16 protein-coding genes, 1 riboswitch and 1 other annotated feature are annotated in these 16,455 nt (G+C 48.4%); of the genes, 8 read left to right on the forward strand and 8 right to left on the reverse strand.

What is annotated here, in order from left to right; translation table 11 throughout:
* Window positions 1-89 precede the first annotated feature (89 nt).
* The 3 genes from KNO79_RS10840 (at window position 90) to KNO79_RS10850 (ending at window position 1,894) form a co-directional block, all read left to right on the forward strand.
* Window positions 90-356, forward strand: coding sequence for a metal-sensitive transcriptional regulator (locus KNO79_RS10840; protein ID WP_015880529.1), 267 nt, complete (start codon window positions 90-92; stop codon window positions 354-356).
* A 67-nt stretch (window positions 357-423) separates the two neighbouring features.
* On the forward strand, window positions 424-855 hold the full coding sequence (locus tag KNO79_RS10845; RefSeq protein ID WP_015880528.1) for a type III secretion system chaperone family protein: 432 nt from the start codon (window positions 424-426) through the stop codon (window positions 853-855).
* 91 nt (window positions 856-946) lie between these two features.
* The gene (locus KNO79_RS10850) at window positions 947-1,894 is read left to right on the forward strand and encodes a DUF4003 domain-containing protein (RefSeq protein ID WP_159563367.1); all 948 of its coding nucleotides are present in this window, start codon (window positions 947-949) and stop codon (window positions 1,892-1,894) included.
* Here the strand turns inward: KNO79_RS10850 and KNO79_RS10855 are convergent.
* From KNO79_RS10855 to KNO79_RS10875, 5 genes are all read right to left on the reverse strand, one after another.
* Window positions 1,891-2,613, reverse strand: coding sequence for a YwiC-like family protein (locus KNO79_RS10855; RefSeq protein ID WP_214691299.1), 723 nt, complete (start codon window positions 2,611-2,613; stop codon window positions 1,891-1,893). The genes KNO79_RS10850 and KNO79_RS10855 overlap by 4 nt on opposite strands.
* 108 nt (window positions 2,614-2,721) lie before the next feature.
* Complete coding sequence (locus tag KNO79_RS10860) at window positions 2,722-2,904, reverse strand: hypothetical protein (RefSeq protein ID WP_031424424.1); 183 nt, start codon at window positions 2,902-2,904, stop codon at window positions 2,722-2,724.
* A 123-nt stretch (window positions 2,905-3,027) separates the two neighbouring features.
* Window positions 3,028-3,660 carry a YitT family protein gene (locus tag KNO79_RS10865; protein ID WP_031424422.1) on the reverse strand — a complete coding sequence of 211 codons (633 nt, stop codon included), beginning with the start codon at window positions 3,658-3,660 and terminating at the stop codon, window positions 3,028-3,030.
* A gap of 248 nt (window positions 3,661-3,908) precedes the next feature.
* Window positions 3,909-6,032 (reverse strand): MMPL family transporter, encoded by a 2,124-nt coding sequence (locus KNO79_RS10870; protein ID WP_214691300.1) that lies wholly within the window; start codon window positions 6,030-6,032, stop codon window positions 3,909-3,911.
* A gap of 91 nt (window positions 6,033-6,123) precedes the next feature.
* Window positions 6,124-6,924 carry a hypothetical protein gene (locus tag KNO79_RS10875; protein WP_159563364.1) on the reverse strand — a complete coding sequence of 267 codons (801 nt, stop codon included), beginning with the start codon at window positions 6,922-6,924 and terminating at the stop codon, window positions 6,124-6,126.
* A gap of 130 nt (window positions 6,925-7,054) precedes the next feature.
* Between KNO79_RS10875 and KNO79_RS10880 the strand changes: the two genes are divergently transcribed.
* The gene (locus KNO79_RS10880) at window positions 7,055-7,219 is read left to right on the forward strand and encodes a YycC family protein (RefSeq protein ID WP_074034904.1); all 165 of its coding nucleotides are present in this window, start codon (window positions 7,055-7,057) and stop codon (window positions 7,217-7,219) included.
* Between the two features lie 14 nt (window positions 7,220-7,233).
* Here the strand turns inward: KNO79_RS10880 and pulA are convergent, their stop codons facing one another.
* Complete coding sequence (gene pulA, locus KNO79_RS10885) at window positions 7,234-9,231, reverse strand: type I pullulanase (RefSeq protein ID WP_214691301.1); 1,998 nt, start codon at window positions 9,229-9,231, stop codon at window positions 7,234-7,236.
* Between the two features lie 68 nt (window positions 9,232-9,299).
* Here pulA and KNO79_RS10890 point away from each other — a divergent pair, with 68 nt between their 5' ends.
* Window positions 9,300-9,791, forward strand: a complete 492-nt coding sequence (locus KNO79_RS10890; RefSeq protein WP_074034908.1) for a YajQ family cyclic di-GMP-binding protein — start codon at window positions 9,300-9,302, stop codon at window positions 9,789-9,791.
* Window positions 9,788-10,366, forward strand: a complete 579-nt coding sequence (locus KNO79_RS10895; protein ID WP_159563362.1) for a metallophosphoesterase family protein — start codon at window positions 9,788-9,790, stop codon at window positions 10,364-10,366. The genes KNO79_RS10890 and KNO79_RS10895 overlap by 4 nt, the downstream gene beginning before the upstream one ends.
* 44 nt (window positions 10,367-10,410) lie before the next feature.
* Here KNO79_RS10895 and argS read toward each other — a convergent pair whose 3' ends face one another.
* The gene (argS, locus tag KNO79_RS10900) at window positions 10,411-12,093 is read right to left on the reverse strand and encodes an arginine--tRNA ligase (protein ID WP_196430356.1); all 1,683 of its coding nucleotides are present in this window, start codon (window positions 12,091-12,093) and stop codon (window positions 10,411-10,413) included.
* Between the two features lie 57 nt (window positions 12,094-12,150).
* Window positions 12,151-12,362, reverse strand: a binding site (T-box leader).
* A gap of 154 nt (window positions 12,363-12,516) precedes the next feature.
* Here argS and KNO79_RS10905 point away from each other — a divergent pair.
* Both KNO79_RS10905 and KNO79_RS10910 read left to right on the forward strand, forming a co-directional pair.
* Window positions 12,517-14,196, forward strand: a complete 1,680-nt coding sequence (locus KNO79_RS10905; RefSeq protein ID WP_074034910.1) for a GGDEF domain-containing protein — start codon at window positions 12,517-12,519, stop codon at window positions 14,194-14,196.
* A gap of 98 nt (window positions 14,197-14,294) precedes the next feature.
* Window positions 14,295-14,390, forward strand: a riboswitch (SAM riboswitch).
* The gene (locus tag KNO79_RS10910; RefSeq protein ID WP_256443673.1) at window positions 14,384-15,742 is read left to right on the forward strand and encodes a Na+/H+ antiporter NhaC family protein; all 1,359 of its coding nucleotides are present in this window, start codon (window positions 14,384-14,386) and stop codon (window positions 15,740-15,742) included. (Overlaps the previous riboswitch by 7 nt.)
* 17 nt (window positions 15,743-15,759) lie before the next feature.
* Here KNO79_RS10910 and KNO79_RS10915 read toward each other — a convergent pair whose 3' ends face one another.
* Window positions 15,760-16,404 carry a TVP38/TMEM64 family protein gene (locus KNO79_RS10915; protein ID WP_214691303.1) on the reverse strand — a complete coding sequence of 215 codons (645 nt, stop codon included), beginning with the start codon at window positions 16,402-16,404 and terminating at the stop codon, window positions 15,760-15,762.
* Window positions 16,405-16,455 lie beyond the last annotated feature (51 nt).

The following is a 16,455-nucleotide window of genomic DNA, read 5'->3' on the forward strand; positions in this document are numbered from 1 at the left end:
GCTCGACACATACTCCCCCATGTATTAAGATGAGCCTACACAATAAATAGTTGGGTAACTGAACAATTTTTCCTATAGAGGTGAATGATATGGAACCGTATGTATACGATGCAAAAGTATTGAATCGCATGAAACGAGTGGAAGGACAAATTCGTGCCATCATCCGGATGATGGAGGAAGGAAAAGAATGTCGCGATGTCGTGACGCAATTAAGTGCCGCACGTTCCGCACTCGATCGCGCTTCGACTATCATTGTGGCTAAGAACTTGGAACAATGTATCATCACCGCTCAAGCAGATGGCGAAGATACGTCCGAAACGGTGGAAGAAGCCATTAAAATGTTGATGAAACGCTAGTTCCCCTTGCTTTCCCTGTCCAAATGGGAGAAAGTTAGAGTAACGACTTACTAAGGGGGATTTCCTTGTGAACTTCGAAGAAAAAGTAGAATCATTTAGAGCGCTCGCCGCTGAACGCAACATGACGTTCAAAGAGAGCGACACTGAAACGCACGTCACGTTCTTGACGCGTGAAACAACAAAATCCGGGGCTCAGCCCGTTATGATTATCGCTTTTAACAAAAAGACGACAGATGCTGAGTTGTATGCTGCTACCGTCACGCACGTCCCAGATTACGTAGAAGATTTACCGATTCTTAATGCCTTGAACGAGTTCAACCAGGAGTTCAAATACTTCCGTTGTGTACTCGACAGCGATCGCGATGTCACACTCGCCTCGACACTCGACCTCGACCTCGGTTTCTCACCAGAGATCATCTTGCAACACTCATTCATGATGTTCCAAGCGGCCGATGAAGTGAACGAGTACATGCAAAAACTCTACACACAAGTACAATAATCAAAAGCCGTCCGGAAATGTTTCCGAGACGGCTTTTTTTGAAACATCTGATCGCCCCCGCTCGTATGATTGGACAAGGAGGCGATTCGACATGACACGATATGAACGATATGTAGAAGCACTAGAGGCCATCAAGACGGCAACAAAGTGGGAACTGACAGATGATTTCCGACGCTTGATGGCCGTTCATTACGCAATTCACGACACCCCGTTCGAGGCATCTCGATTTTCGAACGCACGCGATGTATTAAAACAAAAAACGAAGATGTTCTCGAAGTTTCGAGGCAGTCAAAACCTCGTCTGGCTCTCGTTTCTCGACGCCAAGTATGAGGACATCGGAACCGCAATCGACGAGGCGCTCCGTCTCGATACGTTACTCGACCGGAAACACTTCCGCTTCAGTTCACTACGTCCCTTTTTAGCGAATCAACTGATCAATGTCGAGGAACCCGACCGTCGGCTCGATGAGGCGACCGAACTATATCAAACGTTCAAACGACATCACCCTTGGTTGACAAGCGAGGAAGACTTATTATCGGCGCTCGTGCTCGTGCAAGCGTTTGACGATATCATTGATTTGAACGAACGCATCGAGCAACATTATGCATTATTGAAGGGACGGCTCCCGAAGTCAAACGAACTGCAACTCGTCTCGCACCTTTTGACGTTCAGCGAGTCCTCACCCGAAGAAGCAGTCTCTCGATTGCTCACATGGAAGTCTCAATTAGATGAAGTGCACATCTCGATTCGTCGCGAACACTTACCCGCACTCGCACTACTTAGCATTGTCACGGAACCGAATACGAGCGCGATTCATGCTATTCAGGAAATCGTAGGGGCCGAAAAAGACAAGCAGCGTTGGTTCAACACACATAGCGTGCTCATCGCACTTCAACTTGTAGCGGCCGAACGCATAACAAACGAGGCTAGCGACTTATTGCTCCACGGTACGTTTGCCCACTTATTGGCGATGCAACAAGCGGCGACCGCTGCCACGACTGCCGCCGTTATCGCTAGTACCTCATCAACCACAAATTAAATTAAGAGATTCATCGTGAGACACACCAGTACAAATACAGAGTTTGCGATTTCGACAATCCCAATCTTCATGATTGGGATTTTTTTGCCGTAGAACCAAATAGCACGAATCAAACTCGGGGCATATGCTAAAGCGAGCAGCGGATAACCGAGCGCAATGAACACGACGATTAACAGCATATGATACCCCCACGAAAGGTTACGATACGCGATGCTCTTCTTTTCCCGAATCATCGTCTTGACGAAAAAGATACTTCCGAGGAAATAGAGGTATGGCAAAACGAATACCCATGCAATTGTTTCATCCACGACGTGTGCTCCGTGGTAATAACTCGCCATTCCTCCAATACAGAATGAAGTGACGGCACTGACGTCATTCCATACGTTTCGCTCATCTTTGATTTTGGCAAAATAGGCGTTTGCGAGACCGAATGGAATCATTGCAAAAGCGAACCAGATGAGACTCCATTGCATCCATAAGACTGGGATGATGGATAGTGTAGCAATCATCAGATAGATGATCACGGTGCGTAAAAGCTCACGCGATTTCTTTCGTTGCTTGATGTATTGGAATAAGAAGAATGTCCCCATATAGACAAACAACCATGCAATAGCAAAAGGCACATGTGTCCACACCCATCCCCCGACTGTCCCTCCAAGAACGAACGGTAAAATGAGCATCGACCATGCCCCATGCTGTGTTGGAATCATCCATTTCATCAACCATCACTCCTTCCTCCACTAGTGTAATGGATGGTGAGAGCATGCGCTGTGAGATTTACCACAAAAAGCGAAAAAGAAAACAGGCTGCGCCAGCCACCTATTTCATCACATAGCTTGTTTCTTATTTTTCGCATAGTTCGTTATGAACATGATTCCAATGACAGATAGCGTCAGCATTGCCAGACTGTTCACAATCGTTTTGAGCGTGTGCAGTCCTTCAAGGTTATTCATTACCATCACTGCCATAAGTAATGCGAGGATACTCAAGTTTACGATGTTACGGTTCATCTTCTCACCACCAGAAATTCAATCTATAGTTCATTGTACCACTCTCGATTTGTTAACAGTAATTTTTTTCCATCGGGATTCAAGCCAACCTAACTCGCTCTCACTCTTCATAAAAAAACGATCTCATGCGAGATCGTTTTTTGGTGTCCAATTTGGTGCGACGGGTGTCGCTTTCGGTTCGTCGACGACGAGCATCTTTGTGACGACCCTTCCGGCAATCGATACTGCGATGAGAGTATACAATGCGTTCGATAATGGTAAATAGATGAGTGAAATCCCAAGGACGATCACATCAAAAATAATCAGAATCGTACCGACCGACACACCTGTCCATTTCGATAAGCCAAGAGCGAATAAGTCATCGCCCCCGGTAGCCCCGCCTGACTTCAAGACAAGACCGAGACCATATCCGGTCACAATCCCACTCGCGATGGCCGCAAACAATGTTGCCGGCCATACTTGAATATCAAACGTGAGCAAGTCGAGACGGTCCCACATCGCATAACTAAGCGACAAGGACGAAGCGGCTAGTACCGCTTGCCCGACAAAACGCCATCCTCTCCACCACAAAGCGACGATAAAAAATGGGATGTCGAGCACGATCATCGAAATCGCCGGGTCGATATCAAATAAATAACGACCGAGTAGCGATAATCCGACGAACCCGCCTTCCGCCAAACCAAACTGTTCATTCAAATAATAATAACCGAACGCCATGATCAGCGTTCCGAGCACTATGGTAGCAACTCGTTTCATTCCGATTGTCCTCCCCGTTCTTGACGGAGAGGAGGATCCTCAGTCGTAGCTGCGGTTCCATCTGTTCCATCTCCGATCTTCCGTTTGTTGATTGATACACGTGTAAGCGATCAGTCAACGCTAGAAGTCCGGAAGTTGGAACAGAGGCCATGTCCTCTCGGTATCCATAAAGACCTTCCTTTCTCAAATTGCGCGTAATCTTGTACGTAGTTTACCACACATTTTGATTCAGTTCATGAATTTTACCTTTAGTGCATGTTACGTTTCGGTAAATCTTTCTTTCCGAACCACCACCAGTTCCAATCCCCGAACAGTTTCATGAGAGACGGAACGAGCAGGATCCGGATGATGGTCGCATCAATGAAGATGGCGAGCGCAATCCCCACGCCGAGCTGTTTGATCGGGCTCACACCCGTGAAGGCGAACGCACCCGTCACGACGATCATAATGATGGCGGCTGAAGTGATGATTTTACTCGTCTTCGCAAGCCCCATCTCCGTCGCATAGTCATTGTCGCCCGTCTCGCGGTAATATTCCTCGATTCGCGAAACGAGAAATACCTCATAGTCCATCGACAATCCAAAGACGAGTGAGAAGATGAACACCGGTGTCAAAATACTGATTGTTTCTGCATCGTACACATAACCTGATTCAAAAATGATGACGAGTAAACCGAACGTCGCCCCAAGACCAAGCACGTTCATAAGAATCGCCTTGATTGGAATCAAGATGGATCGGAACGCCCACATGAGGATGAAGAAGGTTGCCAAGATGACGGTGATGACCGCATAGGGAATGCTGTCATAAATCTCATCATAAATCTCTTCATTGAAGGCTGCCGGTCCGCCGACTTCAAACCCTTTGTCTCGCCAATCGCGTACGAATGCTTGCGCTTCTTTGTCGCTCGGAGGTACATCGAAGCTGACATTCACGAGCGCCAAATCTGTATTCCCATCAAGGGTCACAAGTCGCTCAAGTGGGGCGAGTTGTTCTGGCGCCGCTTCGGCGAGTTGCGTAAACGTCTCAGGCGTCAATCCGGATGTCGTTAAGAAAGTCGAGACATTATCGACAATATCGACCTCGTTTAACTCATCTGTGAGACTCGTCAATTCCTCTAAAATCATCGGATCGGTCAAATCGTTCGCTTCAAACAGAAGGACCGCATCGGTCGAGTTATCCCCAAACACATCGTCCCATCGTTCGAGTGCCGCTCGTGATTCATATGAGGTAGGGAGCGCATCGGCGTCCGGAATGTTCAACTCTAGGTCGCGCACGAACCAAAGACTCGGGAGCAGGATCAACAAAGCAATGAGCGTCATCGTCACCGGACGCCTCATCACGAAGCGAGCAAGTTTTTGCCAGCGCTTTTCAGATTTCGTCTCATCTGTCTTGATGATTCGTCCTTTATTCAAGGCGTCACCGACTAAGTAAAGCGACGACGGCAACAAGGTCAGTGCAGATAGCACGGCCCCCGCGACGGCAATGAGGGCACCGAGAGCGACCGCCTGAAAGACATCTACTTGAATAAATAGGAGTCCGGCTAATCCGACAAAGACACATAGACCTGAAAAGAGAATCGAGCGTCCCGCCGTCGCTACCGTCCGGACAATCGCCTCTTCTCTCGATTGCCCGCGCGTTAACTCTTCCCGATACCGATTGACGAGTAACAGTGAAAAATCAATCCCAAGCGCAATCGCAATCATGGCGACGGCATTGAGAACAAAGATAGATAATTCCATGTTTTGTGCAAAAAAGAATAGCGATCCCGCTGCGACAATAAAGGTAATCAACCCGACGAGTAACGGCATGAGCGCGGCGAGCGGTGTGCCGAAAACAAGCAACAACACGAGAAGCGCGACCGGAATCCCAATCAACTCCGCTCGAATCAAGTCATTTTTCGAAGCTTCGTTTAAGTCATCCGCAAAGACCGGTTCTCCCGTCAAGCGGACTTCGGTATCCGTATCAACGATGAGCGCGTCTCGGACGGCATCGATCGAGGATTCCGCCGCATCATAATCTTCGAATTCCAGCACGAAATAGGATACGTCCCCTGAACGCGCGTCCGGATTCTCCGCCGGGGTAATCACGCCATCAATTGATGGAATTTCCTCAAAACGGTCTTGTTGTTCGTCCATGACCGCCTCCAGATTTCCTCCTTCAAATAAGACGATCATTGAAGCACCTGCTCGATCAAATCGTTCATTCAACTGATCTTCTACCTGTTGGAAACGTCCGTCTTGAATGGCAAATCCGTTTCCTCTCAACTCACCCGGGAGCTGTAGCCCGAAATAAACTGAACCCGCGAGTAAAATCGCCCATATGAGTAATACGCCATACCGAAAACGAACCAACTGCCTACCTAACCATTCCATTGATGTCACTCCTCCCTGTCTATCCATCTACTTCCCGTTTCTCGATTCATTCATCATCACTTCACAAAAAATTCCTGAACCTAGGTTCGGTTCAGGACTCTTGTCGTTCAAAGACTTGAAGCCAGCTATGACAAAATCGAGGTGGTGCGGACAAGACGACGAGTCGATCCCCTCGTTCATCTAACAGCATTACCTTCAATAATTGGGTGTCTGCACACACGCTTGAGCAAAATAATTCTTCCTCTCGATGAAACAGTTGGAACGACTCTGTCGATGTGATCGCCGTCGTTTCTCCCACTTGATCGAGAATGACCGTGTCGCGGTTTCCTTCGTATGGAATGCGCCAGGTTTCTTTCGTCTTCACATTTTCAACTAAAAAATGATGAGTTCGTTCATCGAACAATGTCACACACGTTTCAGGTGTGAATCGTTCAAAATCATACGTCCCTTGATACGCTAGCTCGATGATGTTCCCAAAGACAGGGACTTCTTCATAGCGGCTATATCGAAACGTATGATCATGGAGGTTCAAGGCTACGACATCCGATTCGGCTGAATATAAGAAGATGTCATCGCCTTGCCAATAGTGCAAATTGCTAAACCAGTCTCCGTTGAATCGTTGAGGGATCGCATGCGTCTCCATCTGTCCTCGTTGTAAATCAATGACTCCGTAAAGTCCTTTTTCCTGGAACCATGCCACGGCACGTCTTGCATTCGGCTCCACATATAGGGCGCATGGTGTCCATTTCCAGTCGATCTCCCAGCGAATTTGAGACGACTCGTCAAAGAACAAAAATCCAGTTTGCGCCAAGTACAACATCCAACCTTCACCTACACGTTCTAGCCATTCGATCGTTTGATGAAATTGAAAGTCTGCTGTTTGTTTGTACATTTGATCACTTCCTAGTTTCAGCTTAGCAACGACCGAAACGAAATTCGATTTTGAATGTGTTCATTCAACACATTTTCGATTTTCCTGTATACTGACGGTAAAGACATATCGTTTAGAAAGGAGACCTTCCATGCGTCCATTACAACTATCACCAGAGACCGCAGTTGAACTCGCAAAAAAATTAAACGTCCCCCTCGAGGAACTGATGCATATGCCAAAACACATCCTCGTTCAAAAAATGATGCAACTCGAGGCATCTCAAACAGAGGAAGACACACCAAAGGAGACGGATTAACGTCTCCTTTTTGGTTACTGCTCTTTGCGTTTCCGCTTTCTCGATACATACCAGAGACCACCGATTACAGCGAGGGCCGCACCACCGGCCACAGCGTACTTGCTGTAATCTGGGCGACGTTCGGTTACGACTAGTGTCGAGAGTGGAGCGACCGTCATATGACGGTCCTCGACTTGACGTGGCGCCGTCAGATTAACGGTATGGTCCTCCACGTTCACCTCGAACTTGCCAGATGGAAGTTTGACCTCAACCGCCTCCTCGAGTGCGTTGTGGTAGACGATATGTCGTTCTACATATCCTTCCACATGACGGCTCAATTCAAAGGCAATCACACCCTCTGCTTCATCAAAGAAACGCAAGTGTTTGCGAATCTGTTCCGTGTTTTCGAGTCGGAAGAGCGGATATTGCTTACGCAGACGCAAGAGACCTTTCACATATTCCACACTTGGCGCTTCTTGCTCCGCCCGGTTCCAGTCCATACGGTTGATGACTTCGCCTGAATTGAAGCTATTCTCATCCCCGTCTTTTGTCCGGAAAAATTCCTGTCCACTGTGAAGGAATGGAATCCCTTGACTTAGGAGCACAATCGACGTCGCCAAACGGTGGCGACGGCGACGTGTCGTCTCGTCATCTTCCGGATTCGTCACGGATAACTTGTCCCAAAGCGTCAAATTGTCATGACATTCTACATAGTTGACGACCTGGTTCGGCTCATCAGCGAAACTTTGGCTCGTGATGCCACCAGCAATCCCTCGTTTCACATCTGCTGTCATATCCGTGTTTCCACTCACCCAGCCCGGTAAGTCTTCGATGAAGACGTCTCCTCGGACACCGTCTCGAATCCCATCATTGAATTGGGCGATGCGTGGCATCTTATGCGCATTATGCTGATTCGCTTTTTTACGAACCGGGAGCGGTGTATCCAAATCCCACCCTTCCCCGATGACAAGAATCGATGGGTCGACGCGGTCGAGCGCTTTCCGAATCTGGTTCATCGTTTTGACGTCATGGAGTCCCATCAAATCGAAGCGGAACCCATCAATCATGAATTCTTTCGCCCAGTACGTGACACACTCGACCATGAGCTTACGCATCATCGCACGCTCGGATGCCGTGTCATTCCCACATGCCGAACCATCCGCGAGTGTTCCGTCTTCGTTTAAGCGATAGTAATAGTCCGGGACGAATTGCCCGAGCGGTGTTGTCAACGCATCATACGTGTGGTTGAAGACAACGTCCATGATGACCCGGATGCCTCGATCGTGGAGCGCTTGAATCAGTGCCTTCAATTCGACAATTCGCGTCGCCGGGTCATCTGCCGACGAGGCGTAAGATCCTTCGACCGCAAAGTAATGAACCGGATCGTAACCCCAGTTATAATTGTCTTCCCCTTCACGTGACTCATTCACCGAGCCGTAGTCAAAGAACGGCATTAATTGGAGATGAGTGATTCCAAGCGAGGTAATATAATCGAGTCCGGTCGGGTAACCGCTCGTGGTGGTCGTACCCGTCTCGGTCATCCCTAAGAACTTCCCACGGTGCGTCGCCCCACTCTCTGGGTGACTCGTCAAATCACGGACGTGCGCCTCATAGATGACCGCCTCTTGTGAAGAATTGAATAGCGGACGTTCTTTGATCCAATGGTCCGGGTTCAAAGATGCCGGATCGAGCAGACATCCTCGTTTCCCATTCACTCCGACGACTTTCGCATACGGATCGAGCGACTCTATTTTTTTCCCATCAATCAGCGCTTCAAATACATAAAATTGACCTTCGAATAAGGCACGGTCGAGTTCGATCACCCACGTCCCCTTCTCAGCCGGCTCGAGCTCGAGTCGTTCAAACTTACGGGCACGGGCTGTTCGATACAACTTGACCGACATCTGTTCCGCTACCGGAGACCAAACTCGTAGTCGAATCTGTTCCCCTTTGAACGTCACCCCTAGGTCTTTCCCGTGATAGGCAACGTGATCTAAGTCTGCATGTGTGTGTTGATCCATTGTACGTTCCATCTCTTCACTCCTTCACTGCTTCAAATCTGCTATCATTATAACAAAACCACACAAAGGATGGATGAAACATGGCAAAAGACAATTCTTTCGATATCGTGTCAGAAATGAATCTTGAAGAAGTAAAGAACGCAATCCAAATTGCGGAAAAGGAAATTTTGAACCGTTATGACTTCAAAGGGTCAAAGAGTGAGATGTCCCTCGACAGTGGCGACCTCGTCCTCATCTCGGATGACGACTATAAACTCGAGCAATTAAAAGACGTCTTGATCACGAAATTGATCAAACGCGGTGTCCCGACGAAAAACCTCGACTATCAAAAAGTAGAGAACGCACTCGGCGGCACGGTTCGCCAACGTGTGAAATTGAAAAGCGGCATCGACAAAGACGACGCGAAGAAAATCAACAACGCCATCAAGGAATCAAAACTAAAAGTCAAATCGCAAATCCAGGACGACCAAATTCGCGTGACAGGTAAGTCGCGTGACGATCTTCAAGCCGTCATGCAACTCGTACGTGAACTTGAATTGTCCGTCGATGCCCAATTTACGAACTTCCGATGAAACTCGCCATCATCAGTGACCCGCACGGTTCGTTTGATGATTTAAAGGCCGTCCTGGATGACGTTCGTCGCGAAACCGAGCATATTCTCTGTCTCGGGGACCTCTACGAATGCCATGTTGGCAAAAAACGACGTCACGAGCGCTTTCATCATGTAGAAGACGTCGTGACGTACGACCCAAATTATGAAGCGTTACTCACATTCCCGAGTCTACGAGGCAATCAGGAAGAGCGAATCGACGAGGTGCTCGTAATCGACCATCCTGTGAAAACACGGATTTCGTTATTGCCGGAACAGACGACTCTCGAGGAAGCACGCTTTTTACATGGACATCAAGTGAAGTGGAATAAAGACTGGGAACCGATGGTCGAGAAAGGAAAATACCCACTCGTCTTCATCGGACACAGTCACATCCCCGGGATTTACCGAAAGGGAACCTCTCTGCCGTGGGAACTCGGGACACCGTTCCATTTGAAGAAAAAACGATATGTCATTAACGTCGGCGCCGTCATCTTCGATCGGGAATGGTGTCTATATGACACGGAAGCCCGAACGGTCACGCGGATGAAAGCATGAATACAAAAAAGGACCTCAATTTTTTTGAGGTCCTTTCGTCTGTCTTACATTTCTTCCGGAGCTTCGACACCGAGTAAACGGAGCCCTTCTGTCAATACGAGCGTCACTGCCTTGACGAGAGCGAGACGCGATTGTTTGCTCGCATCTTCTTCTAGGACGCGGACGTGACCGTAGTACTTGTTGAACGCTTGCGCGAGGTCGAGTACATAGCGGCTGATGATTGATGGTTCGCGGCGTTCATGCGCACGCGTGATGACGTGTGGGAACGCATTGAGCATCGTGACGACACCCCATGAGTAGTCATCGTCTGCACCAGTGAATGGTGACCCGTCATAGTTTCCTTTACGAAGGAGTGAGTTCGCACGAGCGTTCGTGTATTGAACGTAAGGTCCTGTCTCCCCTTCGAACTTGAGCATGCTGTCGAGATCGAACTCGATGTTGTTGATGCGTTCGTTTTTCAAATCGTGGAAGACGACCGCGCCGACACCGACCATGCGGGCAACGTCTTGTGCGTTCGCAAGATCCGGGTTCTTCTGCTCGATGTTCGCCTGCGCTTTCTCGATAGCCTCTTTCAAGACTTCCTCAAGAAGAACGATGCGCCCTTTACGTGTCGACATCTTCTTCCCTTCTTGCAAGATCAAGCCGAACGGCACGTGATGCATGCCATCAACAAAGTCATATCCAAGCTTACGAAGGACCGAGAAGAGTTGTTTGAAATGGAGCGCCTGTTCGCCACCGACGACATAGTTCGCTTGAACGAAGTTGTACGTCTCGTAACGATAGATTGCCGCTGCCAAATCACGTGTCGCGTACAACGTCGCGCCATCTTTTTTCTTGATCAAGCAAGGTGGCAAGTTCTCCTCTTCGAGCGAGACGACCATCGCCCCTTCACTTTCCACTAAGAGGTTTTTCGCTTCTAGCATCTCGACGACGCGTCCCATTTTATCGTTATAGAACGCTTCCCCGTTGAAGCTTTCGAATTTCACTCCAAGAAGGTCATATACTTTCTGGAACTCTTTGAGCGACTCGTCACGGAACCACTGCCAAAGCTCTGTCGCTTCCGCATCACCATCTTCAAGCTTTTTGAACCAAGCACGGCCTTCGTCTTCGAGTTCTGGTTGTGTCTTCGCCTCTTCGTGGAAATGGACGTATAATTTCAAGAGTTCTGCGATTGGATTGGCGCGTACCGCTTCCTCATCGCCCCACTTCTTGTAGGCGACCATCAATTTCCCGAACTGAGTGCCCCAGTCCCCAAGGTGGTTGACGCCGACGACGTCATATCCGTTTTTACGTGCGATTTGGTTGATCGCATTCCCAATCACCGTCGAACGCAAGTGACCCATCGAGAACGGCTTCGCAATGTTTGGTGACGAGAAGTCCGTCACAATCGTTTCATTGCGTGCTTCGTGTGTCGCATATTCCGATTTTTCCTCAAGCACGGTGTTGATGATTTCTTTTGATACGACATCACGGCTCAAGAAGACGTTGACGTAAGGTCCCGCCGCCTCCACTTTCGTGAACAATTCATCGTTCAATTCATTTGCGATATCTGTCGCAATCATGACAGGTGCTTTTCGGTAAGCTTTCGCCAATTGGAAACACGGGAACGCGAGGTCACCGTGCGCCTCGTGTTTTGGCTTCTCAATCAATGCTTCAATTTGGTCAATCGTGAGTTCTTCACCGATGACACGGGATAGTGCTTCTGCATATTTGCGTTCATAACTCATCTGTATGTCCTCCTTCTTCAATAACAACTCATAAAAAAAACGCCCTTTGCATAGATGCAAAGAGACGGGAATTCCCGCGGTACCACTCTTCTTGCCTGCATGATGCAGACCGCTTTATGGTGATAACGGTTCCCTCCGGCTATGCCTACTCTCGTTTCGGATAGCATCTCAAAAGTGCGTTTCGCGACGTTTGTCAGCCCAGGCTCTCACCAATCCCCAGGTCGCTTTGTTGACTAAACCATCGTTACTCTCTTTTTCATCGACTTTCGTCTATGCGGTTGAAAAGCAACTTCATTATAGAGGATATTCCCTGTATACTCAATGCTAGAATTCAAGCATGATAAAAGAAAGGCAGGACTCGCACGAAATCATGACGAATCTTTACTATTATATCTTGAAATGTCCCATGCTAGGAGGGAACACATGAACCACTTTCGCAAGATGTCCATGCTCGGTTGGAGTATATGGAGTGTTTTGTTCTGCTTCACCATCGGATTATTTGCATTGGATGTGCTGCACGCCCCGACCATTGATCCGTTGTCCTTTATTTTAATCTCATTACTCGTCATCATCTTTCAACTCGATTCAATCGAAGTCAAAGGTGTGTACTTCACATTCTCTGAGAGTATCGTATTAATTCTTTTTCTATTCTTTGGATTTGAAACAGCACTCATCGTCAACCAGATTGGATTATTCGTCTTTCAATTCGCCAATTTGAGACCAAAAGTCGCCATACGCCGTTTTCGCTTCACCTATCCGTGGAACGCCATTACGGCATACTTAGAAATTGTCATTCCCGCTACCGTCTATCTCGCCCTCGGTGGGGAGACTGGAATCGATTTCTATTCGAAAGAATCATTCATCCCGCTTGCCGGGTTATTTCTTGCCATCTTCTTAAACACCATTTTCCAAAAGTATCAGGTGAGATGGTGGTTCCGCGTTGATATCGGGTTGAGTGACTTTTTGAAGATCGCCTTCTACACATACGTCGTCAGTTTGATTTTCATCTTAGCCGCAGCATTCTTCCGAGAGACGAATTTACTTGTCGTGAGCAGTATCGCGGCAGCACTGACCTTCTTCATCAAACGACTTCTCATTCAAAAGGGACGACAGGATGCGTATAAATCTCTGATTGAACAGTACGACGAAGCGAAAGAAGCCGTCTCTTTGTCTCAGAGCGAAGCGCAAGCCATTGAAGTCTTTTTAAGTCAATGCGAACAATTGAACCATTACGATGAAGGATATATCGAGTTCAAGCTATTCAATCGCACACTCTATTTCGACTTGAAGACACGTCAACCGATTGATCGCCCCATCGTATTTGCGCTACTGGATATCAGTCAACCTGTCGAGCCTGTCCTTGACTACGAGATGCGATTTGAGTGGGATGCTTCATTGTCTGACGCTTTCCATGACGACTACCATAGCTTCGTCTCAATTCGTTCGGAAGAAATCGAGGGAATCCGAACATGGATCGTGATGACAGGAGAACCTGTATATGGGTATCCGAAGATTATCCAACAAGAAATCCTCAAGTTGCTCAAGTCGTTCAACCGGACCATCAGCCGTTGTCATGAACGAGATCGTCTGTATACCGAGAGCCGGACGGATAGTTTGACTCTCCTCGCCAATGCCCGCGCCTTCTACGAATACGGGATTCAACAAATATCCGACATCTCGATGTATCCGATCTCGGTCGCCATGCTCGACATCGATTTCTTTAAAAAAATCAATGATACGTATGGCCATCAAGTCGGTGACCAAGTGTTGCAGGAATTTGGTCGACGTATCCGGCAAGCCCTTCGCGCTGATGACTTTGCCGCCCGTTATGGTGGGGAAGAGTTTATCTTGCTTCTCAATCATTGTGACATGTCTCAAGCCGTTGACATTGCAGAAAGAATTCGCCAGCAAATCGAAGCGAAACCGTTCCTTGTCGATCATCATGAGATTTCTGTGACTGCGTCCATCGGGATCGATACAATCGATGCGTTTGGAAATAAGCGATTAGACGATACGATTCGAAACGCGGACCGTGCGCTATATGTCGGTGGGAAATACGCGGGACGTAACCGTGTGGCGCACTTCAACAATTTAACGACGTAAACTCCCCTTTCTCACATCGAATTGGGGAGTTTTTAAGTTGACAAGCAGATTTGAAACAGGTACGTTAGGGAACGTGTTTACTAATTGGATAGATTCACTTTTTATCGAGAGAGACGGAGGGACTGGCCCTGAGAAGTCTCGGCAGCGGGGAACCTGTGCCAAATCCAGCGGGCGCATTGCTCGAAAGATGAAAAGGGTATTTCGCACGAAGGACCTTTTTCTCAGAAAAGGGTCCTTCTTATTTTTTAGTGAGGTGATTATTTTGGAACAACCAACAGCAAACAAATGGGCACTCTTGCCGTTACTCGTCTTCTTACTCTTCTTCATCGGGGCGGGTGTCTATTACGGAGACTTTTATAAGTTTCCGGTACTCGTCGCAGCCATCATCGCCTTGATGGTTGCGGCATTCATGACAAAAGGAAGTGCCACCCAAACCGTCGAGCGCATCGCGCAAGGAGCCGGCAATCCGGGCATCATCATCATGATTTTCATTTTCTTACTGGCTGGCGCCTTTTCAACGGTAGCGGAAGCCATCGGGGCAATCGATGCAACGGTCAACGCCGCCTTGACTCTATTACCACCTTCGCTTCTCTTGAGCGGACTCTTCGTCATCGCCGCCTTCATTTCAATGGCGATGGGAACGTCGACGGGTACAATTGCGGCACTTGCACCGATCGCCCTCGGTATCCATGAAGAGAGTGGCGTCAATGTCGCCATCGCTGCCGCAGCCGTTGTCGGAGGGGCGATGTTCGGGGACAATCTCTCGTTCATCTCAGACACGACCATCGCTGCCGTCCGGACGCAACGAACGAACATGCGTGATAAATTCCGCACGAATTTCTGGATCGTGTTACCGGCCGCCATCATCACGACGGTTTTACTCGCCGTCTTGTCAAATGGGGAGTCAACGGTCGATGTCGCCGCATTCGAATGGTACAAACTGATTCCGTATCTTGCCGTCATCGGACTCGCATTGACAGGACTGAACGTCATTTTGGTTCTGTTAGGTGGCATCACGCTCACCGGCATCATCGGTCTCCTAGATGGAAGCCTATCCGTCACGGCGTTTGTGACAGCTATTGCGGACGGGATGATTAGCATGGCCGAAATTTCATTCCTGACATTACTCATGGGTGGACTCGTCGGTCTCATCTCACACAACGGCGGACTCACGTATTTACGTGACGCGTTGACATCTCGTATTCAAAAACGTGCCGGTGCCGAATGGAGCATCGCCGGACTTGTCAGTGCGACAAACGTAGCGACGGCGAACAATACGATTTCCATTCTCGTAGCCGGTCCACTTGCAGCGAACATCGCGGACGAGTATGACATCGAACGGAAGAAATCAGCAAGCGTACTCGACATCTTCTCATGTGGGGTACAAGGGATTCTTCCGTACGGAGCTCAATTACTCATCGCTGCAGAATTGACGAAGACCGCATCGCCGGACCTCGTCCCGTTCATGTTCTATCCGTTCCTACTCTTTATTTGTGGAGGAATCGCCATCGCATTCAATTTCCCACGTTTTAAAAAACAGTCATAAGTGAAAACACCCCTTGTTCAAAGGGGTGTTTGTCGTTTCGTGACCATCTCTTGTTTCAACCGCTCGTTCCGTTTCTTGAAAGCGCGTCGTTTGAGCACTTCTTCTAGCCCCCGGCTGATGGCCCATAATGCGACCAAAAGTAGACCGAGCATCGATAAACGAAATGGACTTTGGATAAATTCCTCCCACTGGTCCCCGATGACAGAGAAAATCACGACGACGAGCAGTTTCCCGAATCCTGCCGCCATGATGAACGTACGGAGCGGCATCTGAATGAGCGCCAATAAATACGTGATCAAACTGACCGGGATGAACGGGAGAGAATATAAGAATCCGAGCGAGATCGGACTCATATGATTGATTCGTTCCAACCAATAGACCGCCGCCTTATGTTTTTCGAGCCAGCGCGTCATCGGTTTGCGGAAAACGTAACGGACAGCCGCAAAAACGACGATGGTTCCAAGAAGGTTCCCGATCCAGGATAAGAGAACGCCTAACAGAAAGCCGTATGTCGCTGCATTGGCAGAGATGATTAAGACGAGTGGTAAAAATGGAAAAATCGCTTCTAAAAACGGTGCACCGAGTCCAGCCCATGGACCACCAGGCAAACCTTGAAGCCATTCAATCAATTGGATGATGTACTGTTGGAGAGAATTAAGCATAGTCGTTCCACCTTCAACTTTCGTTACTACTCTATTACCCGAATTCGATTT

The organism is Exiguobacterium sp. s43 (assembly GCF_018617255.1).
Lineage (GTDB): Bacteria > Bacillota > Bacilli > Exiguobacteriales > Exiguobacteriaceae > Exiguobacterium > Exiguobacterium profundum.

Coding starts and splice junctions, on each gene's coding strand:
- KNO79_RS10840 (WP_015880529.1), top strand. CDS start 90: ATGGAACCGTATGTATACGATGCAAAAGTATTGAATCGCATGAAACGA.
- KNO79_RS10850 (WP_159563367.1), top strand. CDS start 947: ATGACACGATATGAACGATATGTAGAAGCACTAGAGGCCATCAAGACG.
- KNO79_RS10855 (WP_214691299.1), bottom strand. CDS start 2,613: ATGAAATGGATGATTCCAACACAGCATGGGGCATGGTCGATGCTCATT.
- KNO79_RS10860 (WP_031424424.1), bottom strand. CDS start 2,904: ATGAACCGTAACATCGTAAACTTGAGTATCCTCGCATTACTTATGGCA.
- KNO79_RS10865 (WP_031424422.1), bottom strand. CDS start 3,660: ATGAAACGAGTTGCTACCATAGTGCTCGGAACGCTGATCATGGCGTTC.
- KNO79_RS10870 (WP_214691300.1), bottom strand. CDS start 6,032: ATGGAATGGTTAGGTAGGCAGTTGGTTCGTTTTCGGTATGGCGTATTA.
- KNO79_RS10875 (WP_159563364.1), bottom strand. CDS start 6,924: ATGTACAAACAAACAGCAGACTTTCAATTTCATCAAACGATCGAATGG.
- KNO79_RS10880 (WP_074034904.1), top strand. CDS start 7,055: ATGCGTCCATTACAACTATCACCAGAGACCGCAGTTGAACTCGCAAAA.
- pulA (WP_214691301.1), bottom strand. CDS start 9,231: ATGGAACGTACAATGGATCAACACACACATGCAGACTTAGATCACGTT.
- KNO79_RS10890 (WP_074034908.1), top strand. CDS start 9,300: ATGGCAAAAGACAATTCTTTCGATATCGTGTCAGAAATGAATCTTGAA.
- KNO79_RS10895 (WP_159563362.1), top strand. CDS start 9,788: ATGAAACTCGCCATCATCAGTGACCCGCACGGTTCGTTTGATGATTTA.
- argS (WP_196430356.1), bottom strand. CDS start 12,093: ATGAGTTATGAACGCAAATATGCAGAAGCACTATCCCGTGTCATCGGT.
- KNO79_RS10905 (WP_074034910.1), top strand. CDS start 12,517: ATGAACCACTTTCGCAAGATGTCCATGCTCGGTTGGAGTATATGGAGT.
- KNO79_RS10910 (WP_256443673.1), top strand. CDS start 14,384: ATGAAAAGGGTATTTCGCACGAAGGACCTTTTTCTCAGAAAAGGGTCC.
- KNO79_RS10915 (WP_214691303.1), bottom strand. CDS start 16,404: ATGCTTAATTCTCTCCAACAGTACATCATCCAATTGATTGAATGGCTT.